Genomic DNA, 19,817 nt, shown 5'->3' with positions numbered 1-19,817 from the left:
AGTCTCCTTTGGGTACTGCAACGCGATTCTTTTAGTCTAACTGTTTGGGGTGCTTCCTTTGGTGAATCAGACGTTAACGATCGCTCACCACCCGCTTGATAAAGTCTCGAATCACATTCAAATTTTCTGGCTGGTCAAACTCAGCTTCTACGTGGTTGTGTCCGGCATTGGGGATCAGCAGCAGTTGTTTCGCCTGGGGAGCGGCATCGTAAAGGGTTTGCGCCATTGAGACGGGAACGAGCGCATCAGCCGTGCCGTGAATGAAGAGCGTGGGCATTTTGAGCCATCGTACCTTGCCAAGCGAATCAAATCTTTGGGTGAGAATCTGAGCGATCGGAAGCAGCCGAAATTTCCAATCCTGGGCGGCCATTTGTTGCATTGAGGTGAAGGTGCTGGAGACGATCAATCCTGCGAGGTTTGGAGTTTGGCTGGCGAGCTGGATGGCGATCGCACCTCCGAGCGAATGACCGTACACGACAATTTTTTTAGGAGAAATTCGCCGTTCTCGGACAAGGTAATCCCAGGCGACTTGAGCATCTTGATAAACCGTTGTCTCCGAGGGAAAGCTGCCCTGACTGCGCCCATAGCCCCGATAGTCAATCAATAAAACCGACAAGCCCAATTCATAAAAGCGTTTAGCCTTGACTTCGACTGTGATATTGCCGCCGTTGCCGTGTAGATAGAGCAGCGTGGCGAGAGGGCGATCGTGTCCAATCCACCAGCCATGAATGCGCTCGACGTTGCCATTTCCCACGGTGACAGGTAGCCAGACTTCTTGATAAGGCAAATTGAGGGCGGCTAGATTTTTGTAATCGCGATCGGAAGGAGCAAAGATGAGACGACTCTGTGCAAAGAATAAAACGAGGCAAATGGTCAGATAAGCGATCGCCAAAAACTTGCCAAGATGCAACATTTTGTGGAGATTGAACAACGGTCTGTATTCCTCGCCTGAGAATTACTCAATTTAACAATAGGCGAGTTTGATGAAGTTTTTTCGCTTTGGTGTTTGGTGCCTCTGCGCCCACCCCCAAACTTTTGGATAAGATCTTTGGTTCATAGTTTCGTCACTGATGGGGAATTTGTGGAACAGTCCGACTCTGTAACTAACGCAAAAACTTTCGTGGAATTCACGCGATTTCACCCAACTCATTCAAGGGCATCAAAACTATGAACCTCATGAATCGTTTCATTCATCACAGGGTAAATCGTCGAAGCGCACTGCTACTGATGCGATCGGCGGCCACTGCTCTCCTCGTGGGCTGTTTACCTAGAAAAATCAGCGCTGCCTCATCCCAAACGACACCCGGCTGTGTTGTGCGCCCTCAGCAAACCGAAGGCCCATATTTTGTTGACGAAAAGCTGAATCGATCGGACATTCGCTCAGATTCTAAAACTGGTTTGGTCAGAGCGGGAGTTTCCCTTCGCTTAAACTTGCGCGTGACTCAGGTGAGCGATCAGCTTTGTACCCCAGTCAAAGGCGCGATCGTCGATATTTGGCACTGTGATGCTTCGGGCATTTATTCAGATGTGGCTGATCCTCGTTTCGATACAAAAGGACAAAACTTTTTGCGGGGCTATCAAACCACTGATGCAAGTGGAAACGTTCAATTTTTGACGATTTATCCAGGGTGGTATCCAGGTCGAACGGTACATATTCACTTCAAAATTCGCACCGCTTCTGAGCAGAGCCAGGAATTCACGTCACAACTGTACTTTGATGATGCAATTAGCGATCGAGTCTATGCCCAGGAACCTTATGCCGAAAAGGGAGCGCGATCGGTCAGAAACGATCGAGATGGCATCTTTCAGCAAGGGGGAACTCAACTCCTGCTATCGCCTTCTCCGATCGATCAAGGCTATGCGGCAACCTTCGAGCTTGGGCTGCAAAAAACCTCATAGCCTTGGGGCATTCATCTAACGAATACGTTTTTGCCACTCTGCGATCGCCTTCTGAGCCTCTGCATACACCTGGGGACGCTCTTTAGGAACCAATTGTGCCGCCGCGATCGCTTGTCTAAAAGATTTCTCAGCCGCCCGTTTTCTAGCAATCTCTAGAATGTCTCGACTCCAGCGATCGATATCCTGTTGGGCTTGATCGTAAAGCGGATCGCCCGGAGGAATGCGCTGGGCCCGCTCGATCGCTTTGTTGGCATCCGAGGCTAAGGTGGGCTTGATCAGCGATCGGGCTTCATTCAACAGCGCTTGAGAATTTTGAGGCTGAGAGGGCGGTGCGATCGTCGGCTTGGCAGTCGGAGAGGCAGTTGCTTTTGCAGGCGTTACGGCAACAGGTTTTGGCTTGGTCGTCGGCTTGGTCGTTGGCTTAGGAGATTGGCCAACGGGAGTAGTCAGTTGAGTAGATTTGGGCGTAACGGATGGAGAAGGATTGTTTGCGGTCTGCTGCCCTGTAAACGTTTGCCAATTGCGAAACAGCACCCCCAACAACAACAGCAGCAAAACCGCCCCACCCCCAAAGAGAATTCGCTCCCAAAACATCTGATCTGGGGCAGGCTCAGACGGAATCGATCTCTTCGAGTTACCCGCAAGGGGGCGCTGCTCGGTCGGCAGTTGGGGCGAATCGATCGCCAGATTAGGTTCAGCGTCCGAAAAGACTGGCTCCTCTAGTTCGAGATCGGGGACTGGGGGAGCTGGCAATTCGTCTGGCAGATCGTCAAACGGGTCGCGGTAGGCATTGATCGGCGCAGCGGATTCTAAATTGGGTTCTAAATTGGGATTGGTAGAAGCCACGTCATCGTCGGGCAGCGGCGGCACAAAAAAATCAGCTTCGAGATCAAACGGATTGCTCTCAACATCATTCCAGGCTTCCATTTCTGCCCAATCGACAGGGGTCGTGACTTGATAAAGCTGATCAGGTGAACTGACCGCCAGAACGGGATCTTGAGGGGGACGATCGTGATGATCACACAATTCGGGTAGCCGCTCTTTGAGAAAATCTTCTAGATTAGCCAGGGTTGAACATTGATGCGATCGCAGTGCTTCGAGCAGTGCCGCTGTAAATAAGCCGTGTCCCAATGTCGATGACTCGTGAGAAAACTGTTCTGGCTGAGACGAGAAAACAGTCGGAATCCGAGACCCATTGGCCAATTCTGTCGTCTGAATGCCAAACTTTTCGCCCGACACGGCCGCCTGACTGCGATTGACATCCAGCAAAACTAGAATGCGATCGGTGGGCAAATTTTTCAAACTGTCGTAGAGCGATCGCAACGGAATTCCTGTCTCAGGCACATTCACCGGATCGGCTTCGATCGGCATCAAATAATCCTGACCCTGACAGCAAACCCCATAGCCACTAAAGAAAACCCACAACCAATCATCGGGCTGCACCAGATCTTTTTTGAGATAGTCTAGCCAGCCTTGCAGATTGCCCCGACTCGGATAGGTCGATCGGTTGAGCACTTCGGGCGAAGTATCGGTAAACAAAAGACAGCGATCGGGCAAAAACCCTGCCTCGCTAACCAAACACTCGCACAACTCCTGTGCATCCTGTTGGGCAAACTGTAAAGGCTGAAGAAACTGATAGTGGTCGATCCCAACTGCAACTGCCCAGTGATTGGTCATTACAGACACCTCAAACGAATTAGCAAATCTCACGTTTAGAACGCCGTGCAAACATAATAAGAAAAATCTGCTTTCCTGGAACTAATATTTTGGCAAGCGTGGGGAAGTTTGAAGTTTGAGTGTTGAATTTTGAGTTAAAAGTAAAAAGTTCTCAGACCCAGAATTCAAAAATCCCAAGCTTTAAAGTCTCAATCCCTACTCACCCCTCTAGAGGAGTCACTGAAATGATTGTCGATCGCCTGCTTAAGTTCCAATTTCGGCGCATTTTTTCGCTCGGCACCTCTGCAACCGGGCTGGCGATCCTACTGGGGGGCGGCGGACTGTGGATGATCAACGCTGCGATCGTTCCGCAACAGGTTCGAGCCTATGAGACACGGGTGGATGTGGGACTCGATCGCTTACCCAATGAAGCCTACCAAACTTTGGTGCAGCGAGCCGAGCAGGTCGCCAGAGCAGCGGCCCAGAGGAGCTTCGATCGCGATATTCTCATCAGTCAGGTTTCTGTGATTGTCATTGGGCGCAATCAGGGGGCAGAGGCTCCGATTTTGACGCTGGATGTCAGCCGAGTTGAGTGGAAAAACCGCCCCGATACGCGACGTTGGGCGACTTATTACAGAACGGCTCCAGCGTTGTTAGGGTTTGATGGCTCCACGCCAACGGTCTTTAGTCCTCCAGCCCAACCTGTCCCTGCCCCAGTGACCGCCCCAGTCACCCCACCTGTTCAGGCTGTCCCAAGCACTCCTCAATCTCCGGTGCCGCCAGGGATCACACCTCCAACCCAACGAGCAACGCCCCCCGCACAGACGACGGACGAGAATGGGAATACGGATGAGGTGGAGCAGCCGGAGGATGAGGAGCAGTAAGGGGGAGGAGGGAGGAGGGAGGAGGGAGGAGGGAGGAGGGAGGATTAGACAAAAGTTCTGAAGCGCTTGTGTGTCGATGAAGCTGGCGATCGATTCGTGGGCATCAAGATTTAACAGTTCTCTAACAATCTTCCTTGACTCTCTAGTCTACTGGAGACCTGACAATAGGAGTCAGCAGATTGGTTTTCTCCAGATTACTTTTCTCCACATTACTTTTCTCTACATTGCTGAAGCTTAAATCCTCATGACTCTTCAACTGACTGTTCCCAATATGGCCTGTTCTGCGTGTGTTACGACGATTACTGAGGCGATCGCTCATATTGATGCTACTGCGACCGTCGAAGCTGACCCCAGAACCAAACAGGTCAAAGTCGAAACTCAACAGCCTGAAACAGCGATTAAAGCGGCGATCGTAGCAGCAGGCTACACCGTTACTCCGTAGTTCCATTTCAACCTAAAACTGAATCTGAGCAAACTCATGGAAACCGTTACACTCAAGCTGCAAGGGATGAGTTGTGCTGCTTGTGCCAGCCAGATCGAATCGGCCATTCGAGTGGTTTCGGGGGTCAGCGTCGCGACGGTTAACTTTGGAATTGAGCAGGCGATCGTCACCTATGATCCTCAAAAAACCGATGTAGAAAGCATTCAAAAATCTGTCAGCGAGGCGGGCTATTCTGCGTTTCCGCAACGGGACGAGGTTGGCGAAGACGAGGCCGAACAAGCCAATCGTCAGGCAGTTTCTCGACAGCTAAAGCGACAAATTTTAGTGGCAGGCAGTCTCAGTACGATCGTGGTGATTGGCTCGATTCCCATGATGACGGGGGTGCAGGTGCCCTTCATTCCGATGTGGCTGCACAATGCTTGGGTACAGCTTGTCTTGACCGCCCCGGTTCAATTTTGGTGTGGGAGCGCTTTTTTTGTCAATGCCTGGAAAGCCTTTAAACGACACACCGCTACAATGGATACGCTGGTGGCGATCGGAACGGGGGCCGCTTATCTCTATTCACTGTTTGCCACGCTGTTTCCTGGCTTCTTCGTCACACAAGGATTGCAGCCAGAAGTCTACTACGAAGCGGCTGCGGTGATCATTGCGCTGATTTTGCTGGGTCGGTTTTTAGAACATCGCGCCAGAGGAAAGACCTCGGATGCCATTCGTCAATTGATGGGACTGCAAGCGCGGGACGCTCGAATCATCCGTAACGGTCAGGAAATGCAGGTTCCGATTCAGGCGGTTCAGATTGGCGATATCGTCGTGGTGCGTCCGGGTGAAAAGATTCCGGTGGATGGGCAGATCGTAGAAGGGGCTTCGAGCCTGGATGAGTCGATGGTCACAGGCGAAAGTATGCCTGTCAAAAAGCAAGCTGGAGACGACGTGATCGGGGCGACCATTAATCAGACTGGGAGCTTTAAGTTTCGGGCGACTCGCGTGGGCAAAGACACGATGTTGGCTCAGATTGTCAAACTTGTGCAGCAAGCCCAAGGGTCAAAAGCGCCGATTCAACGATTAGCCGATCGTGTCACTCGTTGGTTTGTGCCCGTTGTCATTGCCATTGCGATCGCCACGTTCATTCTCTGGTTTGTCGCCTTCGGAAACTTGACGCTGGCTTTGATTACAACGGTTGGCGTGCTGATTATCGCCTGTCCTTGTGCTTTGGGATTGGCGACACCGACTTCGATCATGGTGGGCACGGGCAAAGGAGCCGAAAACGGAATTTTGATCAAGGGTGCCGAGAGTCTCGAACTGGCGCATAAAATCCAAATGATCGTGCTAGATAAAACCGGAACGCTAACGCAAGGGAGACCGACCGTTACAGACTTTATAACCGTGAAGGGAAGTACGGGCGAACTCAGGCTTCTACAACTCGCGGCCTCGATCGAACATCAGTCAGAACATCCCTTAGCAGCGGCCGTCGTTCGGTATGCTCAGTCTCAAGAAGTGGAATTGAGCCAGGTAGAAAATTTTGCGGCGATCGCGGGCAGTGGCGTTGAGGGAAGGGTCACAACGCTTTTGGTACAGATTGGAACCCAGCGCTGGATGGAAGAACTCGGCATTGAGTCTCAACGGTTGCAGTCTCAAAAAGCGCAGTTAGAAGCGGCTGGCAAAACGGCGGTCTGGATTGCAGTGGAGGGCAAAATTGAGGGACTGTTGGGAATTGCCGATGCGCTCAAACCGTCTTCAAAACAGGTCGTCCGATCGCTCAAAAAACTTGGCTTAGAGGTGATCATGCTGACCGGAGACAATCGTCAAACCGCTGAAACGATCGCCCACGAAGTCGGGATTACGCGAGTGATTGCGGAAGTGCGCCCTGGTCAAAAAGCCGATCAAATTGCTGCCTTACAGTCAGCGGGAAAAATCGTCGCAATGGTGGGGGATGGCATCAATGACGCTCCAGCACTCGCCCAGGCACAAGTCGGCATTGCGATCGGAACCGGAACCGATATTGCGATCGCGGCGAGTGATATTACGTTGATCTCTGGTGATCTCCAGGGCATTGTCACGGCCATTCAACTGAGTCGCGCCACCATGAGAAATATTCGTCAAAACCTCTTTTTTGCCTTTGTTTATAACATTGCTGGCATTCCGATCGCAGCGGGTGTTTTATTCCCATTCTTTGGATGGTTGCTCAGTCCAATGATTGCGGGAGGAGCGATGGCGTTGAGTTCTGTTTCGGTGGTCACGAATGCGCTGCGTTTGCGAAACTTTCGGGTGAGGGAGGGATGAGGGAGGAGGGAGGAGGGATGAAAAAATATATTAATCGGATCTGTATTTCAGCATCGTTTTTAATATGAATTTGATGAAAGGCTTCGCTGCAATTCTTATCTTTAAGTCTCCCAAAATTGGCAGCTTGGGGGACAGAAGGACAGCACAACGAAGCGAAGAAACTTCATCAAATTCACGCCCTTTTTGATAGCAGGAAACTATTTAGTATGAGCAGACGTAACGTTTTAGGATGTTTAGCAGGCTTGATGATGCTTTCTACTTCAGCAGCCAGGGCACAGATGCCACAGATGCCAATAGATTCGGCGAATCAGTTTAAGCGGATCGAACAACCGATCGCTCTCAAAGCAGGAGTCATTGTGGGAGGCGTGGCGCTCATTGGACTGGAGCTTTGGTGGTTTTTGAGTAAGCCAGCTAATCGCTAATCATCTCGGCTAAGGTTTGACGGATGGGAATCTTGATCATAAATTCTGTCCCGTTGTCGGGAGATGAAATGCACTGTAATGAGCCTTTATGCTTCTCGGTGATGATCTGATAGCTGATAGACAATCCTAGCCCGGTGCCTTTGCCGATCGGCTTGGTCGTAAAAAATGGATCAAAAACTCGCTGTTGGGCGCTCTGTGACATTCCACAGCCGTTGTCAGCAATCCAAATGGTGACATCAGAGCAATCAATTTCTGTACGAATACGAATCACTCGCCAATCTCGATTGCCTTCGTTGAGCGCGTCGATCGCATTACTGAGAATATTCATAAACACTTGATTAAGCTGTCCCGCGTAGCATTCCACTAGCGGTAACTCTCCGTAGTCTCTGATGATTTGGATCGCAGAATAATTGGGTTGTTTTTTAAGTTGATTTTGCAGAATCATCAGCGTGCTGTCGATCCCTTCGTGAATGTTGACTGCTTTCATGTCAGATTCATCCATTCGAGAAAAGGTTCGCAGTGACAAGACGATCTCTTGAATGCGTTCTGCCCCCAGTTTCATCGAGGCCATTAGCTTGGGTAAGTCTGCCATAAGAAAATCGAGGTCGATCGCGTCTACTTCATGAGCAATCGCAGGGATTGGATCGGGATAGTGGGATTGATAAAGCGCAATCAGTCGCATCAGATCCTGAGTGTATTCATCTGCATGGTTAACATTGCCGTAAATAAAGCTAACAGGATTGTTAATTTCGTGAGCAACCCCAGCCACAAGCTGCCCCAGGCTTGACATTTTTTCGGTCTGGACGAGTTGGGCCTGAGCCTGTTTCAGGTCTTGCAACGTTTGTTCTAGCTGCTGGGTTTGCTGTCTTAGCTGAGATTCAGACTGACGAAGCGCGTCTTCTGCCTGTTGGCGTTGTTCTTCACCGCGCACGCGATCGGTAATATCGGTTGCAATGCCACAAATTCCATAGATCTGATTGTCATCATTGAGCAGAGGCACCTTGACTACAACGCTGGTATGAAGTCCATCAGCATGGGGAACCATCTCCTCAATCTGAAACAGGTTGCCGCCTTCCATCACTTGCCGATCGTTGTCCCGCAGCGTTTTGGCAACGGAGTGAGGAAAGATATCATAGTCGGTTTTGCCATTGAGCCGTTTGCGATCGCAGTTAAATAGCGTTTCAAATTGACGATTGATTAATAGATAGGTGCCATCGGTGTGCAAATACTCTTTAACAAAAATGCAGGCACTGGTGTTGTCAATAATGCTTTGCAGAAGTTGTTGACTGTTTTGAAGTTGAGTCTCTGCTTTGGTGCGATCGCCGATTTCTGCCTGGAGTTGAGCGATCACCTGCTGCAATTCGGCGGTGCGTTTTATAACGCTGGCTTCTAGTTTCTCATTGGCTTGCTGAAGGGTAATTTCTGCCTGTTGCCGACTGCTGACATCCACCACGAGCGAAGCGGCTCCGATCACTTGCCCAGCCGCATCAATGAGTGGAGTGTTGTACCATTCACAGGCGATCGTAGTTCCTTGTTTAGTAAGATTCTCATGGGTGCTGCGGTTGCCACCTTTTTGTGTGAGAAGCTGTTGCCAGTGATCAACGTGAGGTTTTGCCGTCTCAGTTAACAAAAATTCTGCGGTTTGCCCGATCGCTTCGTCACTGCTATGGCCAAAAATCATCGCCGCCGCCAGATTCCACGCCACCACTTCAAACTGGGTGTTCCATTCAATCACGCCGATCGGACTTTGTTGAATCAATAGAGCAAGCTTTTGTTGCGATCGTTGAAGTTCTGCTTCGGCTTGTTTGCGCTGGCTGATATCGTGCGCGACGACATAAAACAAGTGTTGTTCAGAAACGGCCGTTGCCGCCCAGGAGAGCCATTTGTAGGAACCATCTCGACAGCGACAGCGGTTTTCAAACGAGACTGTCTCAATCCCTTGAGTGATTTTTTCCGCTTCTGCCAGCGTTGCAGCGCGATCGTCGGGATGCACAAATTCGATAAAAGGCGTTGACTGCAATTCCTCTAATGTGAAGCCCAAAGTCTTTTGCCAAGCTGGATTGAGTTGTTTCAGATATCCATCAAATCCGGCAATGCAGAGCAAGTCGATCGATAGCTGAAAGAATTGCTCTTTGGCGGCATCTGTCAATTTCTGAGTAGTCATGGGGCAGATCTAGAGAGAGCAAAAAGTTGAAAGCGGGTGACTTGGGCTTAGCATAGATTCGATAAAAGGAGTTGCTGTGATGGTTTCTGAGTCAGAACACTTGCTCTAAAGTCGCTCAGAATGGGGAGTTAGAAAGCAAAAGTGCTGAATCGCGGACTCAGAATCTGTCAAGTTCACATACCCTTAGAGTGCCCATCGTAGCTTAAAGGCTGACTAGAGAAAATATTTCAGGCGTTTTAACAAGCACTGATTTAAAGGTCTGCTGATGGTTTTTCAATCGATCACAAACTGACATTGTTTTGGCGATCGCTGCATCTCCCTTAACAACATCAACTCCTATCTACACAAAGTTAGCGGCTTAGAATCCTGTCGGTTTAGCACAGATTCGACAACACTAAAGGGAGGGCGGTACATTTTAGACTCTGCAACCCCTCAATCTAACTCAACCAAAAACTGCGTTACGCTACCCATCGCACCTCTATCTTGGTTAAACCCTTGAATACTCTAAACCAGCGACGAAAATTTCTGAAGGTTCTCATTGGTGGTGGAATTGGCACGGTCGCGATCGGCTTTCTCTTTCCCAAAACCAGTCAGAGTCAAACCGTGGAGCTTGAGGCATTGTGTGCCTCTTCCCCGCTCAATTCTCGCTGCAAAGATTATCTTCCGGGAGTGAGCGCCCTCGACCTCAAGGGCAAACCGATTCGCGCCGATGCTCTTTTGGCAACAAAACCCAATCAGCCGATTCCCGTCAAAGGTTTGAAGGATGATCTGGTTTATCTAGTCGTCACTCAGAAGGCAAAAATTGCAGAATACGCGATTCGGCCGGTCTGCACGCATCTGGGCTGCACAGTGGAATGGAAGTCCGATCGCCAGCAGTTTGTTTGCCCCTGTCACGGCTCACGGTTTGATGGTCAAGGTCGAGTCACCAACGGCCCAGCCCAGCGATCGCTGCCGATCGTCTCGGTGGTCGTCAAACAAAATCAGGTTCGACTAGTTGATCGCGCTCCAGCCATTGACCCTCGAAAAGCAGTGTAATCTGCCCCGATGAGAGCAGCGATTCTCACTCTTGGACAGAGGATGTAGACAGAGAATGCGTGGTAAGGTGCGTATGCCTTGTCATTGCTGCCCACTGTATGAATCGCACGTTTTGGATCACTGCTCTCATCTCTTTTATCAATGCGCTGAGTTTCACAATTTTAATTCCCGTTCTCTACTTATACGGGAGACAATTTGGGTTAACTGATTTTCAGACAAGCCTGCTGTTTTCGACCTATGCAGTCGCTCAGTTTTTTGCGACTCCGGTGATTGGGAAACTCTCCGATCGCTTTGGTCGAAAGCCGCTATTGATCATCAGTCTAGCCGGAACTGTCGTTGCGAATTTAATTGCAGGAACAGCGACAACAGCAGGGATTTTGTTTTTTGCGAGATTTTTAGACGGGATAACCGGGGGCAATGCGTCAGTTGCTCAAGCGATCATTTCGGATGTGACAATGCCTGCAAATCGGGCAAAAGGATTCGGCATTATTGGGGCAGCATTTGGGCTAGGATTCGTTTTGGGGCCAGCATTGAGTTTGTTGGCGCAGCAGATTTCTCTAGGCGCGTCATTTATGATGTCGGCAGCGATCGCGCTGATTGCTTTGGTGACAACGATCGTCTTTTTGCCTGAAACGCTACAAGTCAAAGCAGACCCAGGGCACAACCTTTTCGATTTGGGTTTAGAAAACTTGATCAAAGGATTGACAATTCCCAAAACTGGGATTCTTTTGATCATTAATTTCTTAACCGGAACGACGTTTACCATGTTTACTTATGCGTTCCAGCCTTATTTTTTGAGTGTTTTGAGTCAGGATAATCAATCTCTCACGATGATGTTCTTTTTGTTTGGCATTCTGGGTGTCTTTATGCAAACAAAAGGCGTTTCTCTTTTGACACGTAAACTCAATCTTGGCATGATTTTGTTTTTAGCGTTGTTTGTTCGCAGTCTTTCATTTGTGATAATGCCAATCTGGTCAAACATTGTCTATTTTGTGATTGTCAGCGTATTCTTTTCACTGTTTAATTCTTTAGTTCAGCCGATGATTAGCACGTTGATCTCTCTAAATGCTAGACCTGAAGAACAAGGTACTGTAATGGGGTTAAATTCTTCATATTTAAGTGTTTCTAATGCGTTTGGGCCAGTCATCGCTGGACTGATCGTAAACCAATCTCATCCTGAAACTTATGCTTACCCATTTTATCTCGCTGGTATTCTCACTTTTTCAGTTTTAGCGTTGGCAATTAAGACTCGCAGGCAATATCAGGTGACTTAAATTCTGAGTTTTTAAGCCAAGTTAATATCGCTTGCTGACTGTTAGACAATCCCTTGTATTCCAGTGATTGAGGACTCATGGAAGCGATCGCTGCTCTCAACTTTTCCCGCATTTCTCCATTCAGCGACTGACAATCCCAAAAATAAGTACGAATCGTAAACAGGGCCGTCTCCAAATCTGGCAATCCCCAGATCACCTGCCGTTCTATTCTCAAATACAGCTTGGGGTCAGTCGGATCAAATTGCCTTCCCTGCCAGACTGCTTGAGAAATGTTAGGCGGCGGGATAGGGTGATGATTGAGGCGAGTATCAGTGGTCAGCCCCCAAGCAAAGCGCACCCACGGATTATGAGAGATCATCGTATTGACGATCGCCGCCGATCGCACGTTCATTCGCTCCATGCCTGCCACAGGAGAATGAATTTCTGCAAATGTCTTCCCAATTTTTTGCTCTGCCGACCAGTAGTTAGGGGCGCATAGATGAATCGCACTCAGCCAATCTCGATCGCCTGTCCGACAAATCACTGCCACATCTTCTTGAATTTGAGCCGCCAGCGCATCGAGAGCAGAGACATAGGGAGGAGTTACAGAGGTGCGACTTGACAGTAATTTCAGATCTTGGTCAAAGTGCAAAGTCTCGTTTGTAAGAATGCAGTCTAGAGTAAATTCGTCTTCTGAAATTTGCAGATGGAACTGATCGGGATGTTCGTGAGTGAGACGATCAACCATCAAACGAGCGATCGCCTTGGCTACGTGATCCGAATAGTTACAGGTTTGATAATACTTTTCGAGGCGTTCTGAGCGATCGCGCAGCTTGACACGTCGGTAGTCAGCAAAATTTTCGTCGAATTGAAACACCTGTCGATCGGCTTGCCCGTTACCAAAGTCAGTACCCAAGCAGAACAAACCAGGCTTAACTTCATAACGGCCGTTTGCAAGGGGAAAGTACCGCAGCGATTTTGTAACACCAATTTCCTGGAAGACTTCTTCTAGAATCATTGAATCAAAGTGTTAAATTACTGGTTCAAATTTTGGGCTTGATAGTGTTCGATCGCCTGTTGTATAAATTTCTGCCAATCATCATTCGGAATCCAAATTTGGTATAAATCTTGTGATGCAGCTTCGTGACTCATATGATCATTAATGCGACGATAAAGATACATAAAAGCTGACACTCTCATATTCATCGCACAGTGGACAAAGATGGGTTTTTCAGCGTTCGTATTCAGAATCGTAAAGAAGCGATCGAGGTCATCCAAAGTTGGCTCAGTCCAAATCACTGGAATGTGAACATATTCCATTCCTAACGATTGTACGATCGCGGGTTCATGGGCAATCGCATTGGTGGATTCGGGCACCGCTAAGTTGATCACTACTTGATAATCCGCCTGAGCGATCGCCGGAAACTGTGCTTCGGTGGGCTGACCTGCTGTGGCGAGGCGATCGGACAGTTTGAGAAAGTTAAAAATCTCTTCAATTTGACCAGACATGCTGATTCTCCTTGAATTCTTCTCAGGTTTGCAGAGGACTTAATTCTACAATATTGTTCTATACCATTGGAGAAGTGAGCGATCGGCTCACCCAAACAAATCAACTTCTTTAGTGACAGTAAGCAGTGAAGAGGCTGTATCTTCTCAGACTCCGCAAAAGTGCTCAACAAGGTTGGTGTGCAGCGCAGTTGTCAGACTGTTTTAACTTTGTAGAGTTCAACATGACCTCCTTCAAACACTTGCATCGTTAGCTGGTAGCCTTCCATAAGCAACATTCCCACCAGTGGTTCCGAATCAGCTTCATCAACTGGAATTGTTAGAAGGACTTTATCCCAAACAATAATTGCTTCGTAAACATTGAAAACACATTCACTCCCATCTCCAAGAATGGCTCGTCCTCGCCTTTTCCACTTCAGATCTAACTGGGCAATCAAATCTGAGGGGAGTGAAAGCCAACCGTTAAAACCTGTGTCTACGATCGCATCTTGGGCATGAACTTCTCCACTAAAGCCATAGACTGACAGTGAAATAATCGCTTCAAACTCCGCATTGACAATTCCCACAATCATAGAGATTTCTGGGTACGTCCGCCAAATCGACGAACATGGCGGGAACCAATGCGAACAATCCAGATTTGAGCATCAGGATGCCGAGTTTCGAGGCGATCGCAGGCAGCAATTTCACTAGCATCCACTTCAAAGTCTCCGGTTTCGATGTCGATTGCGACAATCTTCCCCTCGTTGCTTTCTTCAACTTGAGAGCGTACCTGGGACTCATAGATTTCGTCTCCTCTTTGAGCAAACTCCTCTTTACTGTAGCGAGGTTGTCGAACGGTCATAGCCTTAACCTTCAGTGTCTGCGTTATCTCATTTTACCTTGAACAGTTGGGTATCTGTTTCACCTTTTGAGATGAGCGATAAAGCCACACGGCTGCGAAGCGATGAGGATTGTTAGAGAGCGCTCCTTCTGTGCTGATTGATGAATAGCTCCATTTTAAGAGAGAATTAGCTGTCAGATTTGAACTGAGAGGATTAAGTCGAAATTGCTTAGGATCGTGAATTAAACAACCTGTAATTCTCGCGGTTTCGCTTCGTTTAATTCGGCTTCTGCCCCCTAAATCCCCCAAAATTGGGGGACTTTGAACGAGAAATCTTGCCCGAAAGTCCCCCAGAATTGGGGGGGTGGGGGGCAGAAGCGTTGAGTAACGAAGTGGAAAACCTTTGTCGAATTCACGTAAAATTAGGGCGACAGATAGGTATAGCCGCTCAAACTACGCTCATAGTTTTGGAGTAGAAGTTGAGACTCCTCTAGCGTGATTCGGTGTTCCTCTAGCGCTTGCTCAGTTTGGCGGCGAATGCTCTCAATCATATCCTCCGCGTCATACTGCACATAGCCCAACACCTCCTTCATCGTGTCCCCTCGCACCACATGTTCAATTTGATATCCTTTTGGCGTGAGTTGAATGTGTACCGTGTTGGTGTCGCCAAACAAATTGTGTAAGTTGCCCATAATCTCTTGGTAGGCTCCGTTGAGAAACATTCCTAGATAGTAAGACTCACCTGGCTTTAGTTTGTGCAACTCCAATACCGACTTGACATCGCGCAGATCGATAAATTGGTCAATTTTGCCATCACTATCACAGGTCAAATCAGACAGCGTTGCGCGTTGGGTTGGCTCCTCATCCAAGCGGTGAATTGGCATGATCGGAAAGAGTTGATCGATCGCCCAGGCATCTGGCGCAGATTGAAACACGGAAAGATTCATGTAATACATTGATGCCATGATCTTTTCCAGGTCTTCTAAGTCATCGGGGACATAATCAAGTTGACGCGCGATCGCCAAAATCTTATGACAACAAGCCCAATACAATCGCTCGGCTCGTGCCCGTTCTGGCAAACTCAAATAGCCAAACCCAAACAAACTTACCGCCTCTTCTTTAAACTGGGTTGCATCGTGATAGGCCTCTTGAAAGTTTTCGGACGCGATCGAGCTATAGGTTTCATAGAGATTGCGAATCACCAGGTGTTCGTTTTCCTGCAAGGGTTCTGGCGTGTCAGAAGGGACTTCACTCGTGCCCAAAACGTCAAAAACGAGAACGGATTGGTGAGAAGCGATCGCACGTCCACTTTCACTCACCAGCGTCGGCACCGGAATCTTGGCACCCGTACAGGCATCTTTGATCGCAGCGACGACATCGTTGGCGTAGTTTTGAGTGTTGTAGTTTTTGGAGGCGTGAAAGTTAGTTTGAGAGCCGTCATAATCCACACCCAGACCGCCACCACAGTCAAAATACTGCATGTTTGCGCCGAGTTTTACCAGTTCGACATAAATCTGACCCGCTTCACGTAGGGCATCCTTAATGACGCTGATAGCAGAGATTTGGGAACCGATGTGAAAATGCAGCAGTTGCAGCGAATCCAACATGTTTGCGTCACGCAGTTGTTCGACCGCCCGAATGATTTCAGGAATGGTTAAGCCAAACTTTGCCCGATCGCCCGCCGACGTTCCCCAGCGGCCAATTCCTTTTGCACTTAGTTTTGCCCGCACGCCCAAAATCGGCTGCACGCCCAAACGTTTGCTGGACTCGATCGCTAATTCCACTTCTTCGACTTGTTCTAAAACGATAATCGGTGTTTGTCCTAATCGTCTCGCCAGCATTGCCGTTTCTATGTATTCTCGATCCTTATATCCGTTGCAGATCAGTAACGCACCTGGTGTTTTGAGTGATGCTAAAGCGATCATCAATTCTGGTTTTGATCCGGCTTCCAACCCAAACTGATGCGGTTGACCAAACCGAACCAAATCCTCGATCAAATGACGCTGTTGATTACACTTCGTCGGAAAAACGCCCTTATAAACGCCCGCATAATTGTAACGAGCGATCGCCCTCGAAAATGCTGCATTCAATCGCTCAATTCGATCTTCTAAAATGTCTGAAAAACGAATCAACAAAGGCAACCCTAAATTCCGCTTTTTCAGCGCATTCACCAACTCAAACAAGTCCAACGAACCGCCCCGATCGCCCTTGGGTGAGACCGTCACATGACCCGCCGCATTAATCGAAAAATACGGATCGCCCCAACCTTTAATCCGATAAAGTTCTTCGCTGTCTTCGATCGTCCAGGTTTTGGGTGGGTTGGCGATCGTGAGTGATGTAACTTTGTTGTTGAGTACGATCGACGAGTCTTTTTTCGGTGACTTCTCGTCTATCTTGGTGTCCGTTTTGGTTGTCGTTGGGCGTTCCCCCATCATCTTTTCCCCTTACAAAATCGGTTTGAGATGTCAGTGTATCGCATCCCTCCCAATCTTGTGAGTTCCCTAGGGTACCTCTTGCAGCAGTTGACAAATTGATTTGGCATAACATCCCTCATCCCTCATCCCCCTCCTGCCGCAAATAATAAAGTAACGCCGCAACCTCTGGAGGCATCGCAGTAAATCGAATGCAAAAATGGTGAGAATTGTCGGCTGGCACCTCAACCACTTTGGCATAGACATCACCCAATCCTCTAGCCTTACTACTGCCTGCCAACAGATTGATTTGCAGATTTTTTAACACCTCTACCGAATGCTTAGAGTAAACAACGGCAGTATGCGTAGAGAGCTTAACGATCGTCGCCTGATAGAACGTTTCAGACAAGTGTTTTCCTTCCACAATTCGATATTGCAATGGAATCGTCTGACGCAAAGGAGTCAGGGTTACAGCTTCTTCTTTGGGCAAAAATAAATTAAACTCGCCGCCAATTCCACCAATTTCATAAAGGCTAATGGGGTCTTGAATGCCCTTCATCTGAACCTGCATCTGTCCATCGACCCGCACAATAGGAGCCACTTCTTTAAGCGTATCTTTTGAGATCAGAATCTGTCCGCCCACACTATAAGACTCAATCCGAGCCGTCAGATTAACATGGCTACCCACAACGGTATATTTAGCACGACGATGAGATCCAATATTGCCAGCAAGTACTTCACCTGTATTGATGCCAATGCCCATTTCTAGAGCAGGCAGATTCATTTCGATAATCTTTTGATTGACACTCTCCAACGCTAACTGCATCGCGATCGCACAGGCAATCGATCGCTGAACGTCATCCTCTCGCTGAACGGGAGCGCCAAACATGACGAAAATACCATCGCCCATGATTTCGTTAATGGTGCCCTTATACTCGTTAATCACCTGCGTCATCGATTCTAGATACAGATTGATGAATGCAACAGCAGTTTCTGGGGAGACTCGTTCTGATATCGCAGAAAACCCTCTCAAATCAGACATCATAATTGTTACTTTGCGCCGCTCGCCGCCCAGTTTGAGACCTTCAGGCGACTCCAAGAGGCTGGCAACGACTTCATCTGTAAGGTAGCGACCAAAAGTTTGACGCATTCCCGCCGCCGTACTCGCCACATAGCCCGTAACCACCACCGCCGACCCCACCATTCCTAACAAAGGCGGCACCACCGGAATCCACCAGCCTTGCAAAAACGCTAGAAAACTGCCTCCAACCAAGCCGCTCCCCAACAAAACAATGCTGACTAAATTTAACGGCAGCTTTTGGGTCAATCGACGACTCGCTTGCTTAACCGTACTGCCCTGATGACGCAGCGCCCAGCTAATCGTTGCCCCCACGATCGACCACACCGCCACCCAGCCAAACTCCACCGGGTCAGACCAGACTCGAAGCTGGTTGCGCCCATCTATTGCAGCACTGACAAGCTGACTCGCCACATCTGCATGAATCGTCACGCCACTCACCGCCTTCAGCGATCGATTCCCCAGTCCACTACTATAAGGAGTCAACAACGTATCACCCAAGCTTGCTGCGGTCACGCCAATCAAGACAATGCGATCGCGCGCAAACTCAGCAGGCATCCGACCTTCCAACACATCTGTCATCGAAATGGTGGCAAAGCCTTCTCTCAGATTGCGAAAGTTAGACAAGATCTGATAGCCGCCTGCATCGGTCTGCACATAGCCCCCATCATCTTTCTGAAACGGTTCAAAAATGGCTTTTCCTAGCTTGAGACGATGGTTGTCTGCATCGAGCATCTCAGGTTTGATGCCTTGAGTGTCAAGATAAGTGAGTGCGATCGCTGCTCCCAGTCCACCGATCGTTTGTCCCTGTTGATCTTTGACTGAGAGTAAGGCACGCCGCACTTTGCCATCGGTATCCACAATCAAATCATTAGCACTTACTTGTCCCAGTTTGCTCAAGACAGGGGGAGGATTGACTGCAAATCCCGTTCCGCCCCCGACGATTTTCTGAATTCCTATTAAATTGGGCGTTGAATTAAACACTTTAACCAGATCAGAATATCCAGGCTGGACAGGCAAATCTCGATAAAGATCAAGTCCGATCGCTTTAGGTTGTTGCTGCTTGATGGTCTTCAATAGTTTTGTCAACACCGCATCTGACATCGGCCACTTACCCAGCTTTTGCACATCGGCTTCTGTAATGCCTACGATCGCAATTCGAGGGTCGATCGCTTCCGCAGGACGCAGCAGAAAGAACTGATCAAGTGCTGCCAACTCAAGGGACTGTAAAACACCCGTCAGGCGCAATCCCATCAAAACTCCTGCGACAGTGGGTGCAGTAATCAAGACCCCGCGCCACTGCCATAATGCTTTTCCTAGCTTTGCCCACATACGATCCGGTTATCGAGAGAGTTTAATTGGCTCTAAGATTCCCTCGATCAAGGCGAATTAACAGACCATCTGGAATCCAAACTAAAGTAGGACAGTAGACCGGAGACGGTAGACCGGAGACAGTAGATGCTGCTTTATCCATCCAATGTCCAATGTCTTCCAGTGTCTCTGCTTTTTTCACAAGTTTGTCACAAGGGATTTCTAGGATTGAACTGTTGAGTGCGAATGATTTTGTGGGTCGATCGCGCTCGACAGATATCAATTTTCAAAAGTTCAGTGTGCTTGCTGCCTTATGAATCATTCAATAGACGTTGACCTCGCCACCTTAGAGAAGTCTAAACCTTTACCATTAAGAGTTCTTTTAGTAGAAGACAATCCATTTAACCAGAAAGTTGCATTACGATTTTTATTACATATGGGCTACCAAGCAGATATTGCAGAACAGGGTTTAGAAGCGCTAGAGGCTCTCCGGCGGCATGTTTATGATGTGGTTCTGATGGATGTGCAAATGCCAGAAATGAATGGATTAGAAACCACTCAACTGATTCGCCAAGAGTGGTCATCTCATCGCCCCTGGATTATGGGATTGTAAAATAAATTGTGTCAAAGGTCAGAAGTTGAGATCTAATGAACTA

General features: G+C 48.5%; 17 protein-coding genes. 8 read left to right on the top strand and 9 right to left on the bottom strand.

Features of this window, described 5'->3' with window-relative positions:
* Window positions 1-73: 73 nt before the first annotated feature.
* Window positions 74-913, bottom strand: coding sequence for an alpha/beta hydrolase (locus ACKFKH_RS19455; protein ID WP_446859994.1), 840 nt, complete (start codon window positions 911-913; stop codon window positions 74-76).
* A gap of 263 nt (window positions 914-1,176) precedes the next feature.
* On the opposite strand from ACKFKH_RS19455, the gene ACKFKH_RS19450 reads away from it, so the two are divergent.
* Complete coding sequence (locus ACKFKH_RS19450; RefSeq protein WP_446859993.1) at window positions 1,177-1,899, top strand: intradiol ring-cleavage dioxygenase; 723 nt, start codon at window positions 1,177-1,179, stop codon at window positions 1,897-1,899.
* A 15-nt stretch (window positions 1,900-1,914) separates the two neighbouring features.
* Here ACKFKH_RS19450 and ACKFKH_RS19445 read toward each other — a convergent pair whose 3' ends face one another.
* On the bottom strand, window positions 1,915-3,576 hold the full coding sequence (locus ACKFKH_RS19445; RefSeq protein ID WP_446859992.1) for a caspase family protein: 1,662 nt from the start codon (window positions 3,574-3,576) through the stop codon (window positions 1,915-1,917).
* Window positions 3,577-3,800: 224 nt separating this feature from the next.
* Here ACKFKH_RS19445 and ACKFKH_RS19440 point away from each other — a divergent pair, with 224 nt between their 5' ends.
* The 4 genes from ACKFKH_RS19440 to ACKFKH_RS19425 all read left to right on the top strand — a co-directional run bounded on the left by ACKFKH_RS19440 (window position 3,801) and on the right by ACKFKH_RS19425 (window position 7,583).
* The gene (locus tag ACKFKH_RS19440) at window positions 3,801-4,439 is read left to right on the top strand and encodes a hypothetical protein (RefSeq protein WP_446859991.1); all 639 of its coding nucleotides are present in this window, start codon (window positions 3,801-3,803) and stop codon (window positions 4,437-4,439) included.
* 244 nt (window positions 4,440-4,683) lie between these two features.
* The gene (locus tag ACKFKH_RS19435; protein WP_446859990.1) at window positions 4,684-4,881 is read left to right on the top strand and encodes a heavy-metal-associated domain-containing protein; all 198 of its coding nucleotides are present in this window, start codon (window positions 4,684-4,686) and stop codon (window positions 4,879-4,881) included.
* 36 nt (window positions 4,882-4,917) lie between these two features.
* Window positions 4,918-7,161: a heavy metal translocating P-type ATPase gene (locus ACKFKH_RS19430; protein ID WP_446859989.1), complete on the top strand. Its 2,244-nt coding sequence runs from the start codon at window positions 4,918-4,920 to the stop codon at window positions 7,159-7,161.
* Between the two features lie 206 nt (window positions 7,162-7,367).
* Window positions 7,368-7,583 carry a hypothetical protein gene (locus tag ACKFKH_RS19425; RefSeq protein WP_446859988.1) on the top strand — a complete coding sequence of 72 codons (216 nt, stop codon included), beginning with the start codon at window positions 7,368-7,370 and terminating at the stop codon, window positions 7,581-7,583.
* On the opposite strand, the gene ACKFKH_RS19420 is transcribed toward ACKFKH_RS19425, so the two are convergent.
* Window positions 7,573-9,747 carry a PAS domain S-box protein gene (locus tag ACKFKH_RS19420; protein WP_446859987.1) on the bottom strand — a complete coding sequence of 725 codons (2,175 nt, stop codon included), beginning with the start codon at window positions 9,745-9,747 and terminating at the stop codon, window positions 7,573-7,575. The two genes, ACKFKH_RS19425 and ACKFKH_RS19420, sit on opposite strands and share 11 nt — an antisense overlap.
* A 495-nt stretch (window positions 9,748-10,242) precedes the next feature.
* On the opposite strand from ACKFKH_RS19420, the gene ACKFKH_RS19415 reads away from it, so the two are divergent.
* Together ACKFKH_RS19415 and ACKFKH_RS19410 are read left to right on the top strand one after the other, a co-directional pair.
* Window positions 10,243-10,782: a Rieske 2Fe-2S domain-containing protein gene (locus ACKFKH_RS19415; RefSeq protein WP_446859986.1), complete on the top strand. Its 540-nt coding sequence runs from the start codon at window positions 10,243-10,245 to the stop codon at window positions 10,780-10,782.
* Between the two features lie 98 nt (window positions 10,783-10,880).
* The gene (locus tag ACKFKH_RS19410) at window positions 10,881-12,056 is read left to right on the top strand and encodes an MFS transporter (RefSeq protein WP_446859985.1); all 1,176 of its coding nucleotides are present in this window, start codon (window positions 10,881-10,883) and stop codon (window positions 12,054-12,056) included.
* Here the strand turns inward: ACKFKH_RS19410 and ACKFKH_RS19405 are convergent.
* From ACKFKH_RS19405 to ACKFKH_RS19380, 6 genes are all read right to left on the bottom strand, one after another.
* Window positions 12,025-13,053: a heme-dependent oxidative N-demethylase family protein gene (locus tag ACKFKH_RS19405; RefSeq protein ID WP_446859984.1), complete on the bottom strand. Its 1,029-nt coding sequence runs from the start codon at window positions 13,051-13,053 to the stop codon at window positions 12,025-12,027. The genes ACKFKH_RS19410 and ACKFKH_RS19405 overlap by 32 nt on opposite strands.
* Window positions 13,054-13,070: 17 nt before the next feature.
* Window positions 13,071-13,544, bottom strand: a complete 474-nt coding sequence (locus ACKFKH_RS19400) for a protein tyrosine phosphatase family protein (protein ID WP_446859983.1) — start codon at window positions 13,542-13,544, stop codon at window positions 13,071-13,073.
* Window positions 13,545-13,735: 191 nt separating this feature from the next.
* Window positions 13,736-14,113, bottom strand: coding sequence for a clan AA aspartic protease (locus ACKFKH_RS19395; RefSeq protein ID WP_446859982.1), 378 nt, complete (start codon window positions 14,111-14,113; stop codon window positions 13,736-13,738).
* On the bottom strand, window positions 14,110-14,382 hold the full coding sequence (locus tag ACKFKH_RS19390; RefSeq protein WP_446859981.1) for a hypothetical protein: 273 nt from the start codon (window positions 14,380-14,382) through the stop codon (window positions 14,110-14,112). The genes ACKFKH_RS19395 and ACKFKH_RS19390 overlap by 4 nt, the downstream gene beginning before the upstream one ends.
* A gap of 401 nt (window positions 14,383-14,783) precedes the next feature.
* On the bottom strand, window positions 14,784-16,793 hold the full coding sequence (gene speA, locus ACKFKH_RS19385; protein WP_446859980.1) for a biosynthetic arginine decarboxylase: 2,010 nt from the start codon (window positions 16,791-16,793) through the stop codon (window positions 14,784-14,786).
* A 118-nt stretch (window positions 16,794-16,911) separates the two neighbouring features.
* Window positions 16,912-19,182 (bottom strand): CHASE2 domain-containing protein, encoded by a 2,271-nt coding sequence (locus tag ACKFKH_RS19380; RefSeq protein WP_446859979.1) that lies wholly within the window; start codon window positions 19,180-19,182, stop codon window positions 16,912-16,914.
* Between the two features lie 292 nt (window positions 19,183-19,474).
* Between ACKFKH_RS19380 and ACKFKH_RS19375 the strand changes: the two genes are divergently transcribed.
* On the top strand, window positions 19,475-19,774 hold the full coding sequence (locus ACKFKH_RS19375) for a response regulator (protein WP_446859978.1): 300 nt from the start codon (window positions 19,475-19,477) through the stop codon (window positions 19,772-19,774).
* The last annotated feature ends 43 nt before the right edge of the window (window positions 19,775-19,817 follow it).

It is taken from the genome of Phormidesmis sp. 146-20 (genome assembly GCF_052939475.1).
The sequence above is the reverse complement of the archived record's forward strand: the minus strand, read 5'-3'. Positions and strand labels throughout refer to the sequence as shown.

What these genes read in the sequence shown, in the direction of transcription:
- ACKFKH_RS19400 (WP_446859983.1), bottom strand. Translation starts at nt 13,544, where the DNA reads ATGTCTGGTCAAATTGAAGAGATTTTTAACTTTCTCAAACTGTCCGAT.
- ACKFKH_RS19405 (WP_446859984.1), bottom strand. Translation starts at nt 13,053, where the DNA reads ATGATTCTAGAAGAAGTCTTCCAGGAAATTGGTGTTACAAAATCGCTG.
- ACKFKH_RS19455 (WP_446859994.1), bottom strand. Translation starts at nt 913, where the DNA reads ATGTTGCATCTTGGCAAGTTTTTGGCGATCGCTTATCTGACCATTTGC.
- ACKFKH_RS19445 (WP_446859992.1), bottom strand. Translation starts at nt 3,576, where the DNA reads ATGACCAATCACTGGGCAGTTGCAGTTGGGATCGACCACTATCAGTTT.
- ACKFKH_RS19390 (WP_446859981.1), bottom strand. Translation starts at nt 14,382, where the DNA reads ATGACCGTTCGACAACCTCGCTACAGTAAAGAGGAGTTTGCTCAAAGA.
- ACKFKH_RS19420 (WP_446859987.1), bottom strand. Translation starts at nt 9,747, where the DNA reads ATGACTACTCAGAAATTGACAGATGCCGCCAAAGAGCAATTCTTTCAG.
- ACKFKH_RS19440 (WP_446859991.1), top strand. Translation starts at nt 3,801, where the DNA reads ATGATTGTCGATCGCCTGCTTAAGTTCCAATTTCGGCGCATTTTTTCG.
- ACKFKH_RS19430 (WP_446859989.1), top strand. Translation starts at nt 4,918, where the DNA reads ATGGAAACCGTTACACTCAAGCTGCAAGGGATGAGTTGTGCTGCTTGT.
- ACKFKH_RS19375 (WP_446859978.1), top strand. Translation starts at nt 19,475, where the DNA reads ATGAATCATTCAATAGACGTTGACCTCGCCACCTTAGAGAAGTCTAAA.
- ACKFKH_RS19395 (WP_446859982.1), bottom strand. Translation starts at nt 14,113, where the DNA reads ATGATTGTGGGAATTGTCAATGCGGAGTTTGAAGCGATTATTTCACTG.
- ACKFKH_RS19410 (WP_446859985.1), top strand. Translation starts at nt 10,881, where the DNA reads ATGAATCGCACGTTTTGGATCACTGCTCTCATCTCTTTTATCAATGCG.
- ACKFKH_RS19380 (WP_446859979.1), bottom strand. Translation starts at nt 19,182, where the DNA reads ATGTGGGCAAAGCTAGGAAAAGCATTATGGCAGTGGCGCGGGGTCTTG.
- speA (WP_446859980.1), bottom strand. Translation starts at nt 16,793, where the DNA reads ATGGGGGAACGCCCAACGACAACCAAAACGGACACCAAGATAGACGAG.
- ACKFKH_RS19425 (WP_446859988.1), top strand. Translation starts at nt 7,368, where the DNA reads ATGAGCAGACGTAACGTTTTAGGATGTTTAGCAGGCTTGATGATGCTT.
- ACKFKH_RS19435 (WP_446859990.1), top strand. Translation starts at nt 4,684, where the DNA reads ATGACTCTTCAACTGACTGTTCCCAATATGGCCTGTTCTGCGTGTGTT.
- ACKFKH_RS19450 (WP_446859993.1), top strand. Translation starts at nt 1,177, where the DNA reads ATGAATCGTTTCATTCATCACAGGGTAAATCGTCGAAGCGCACTGCTA.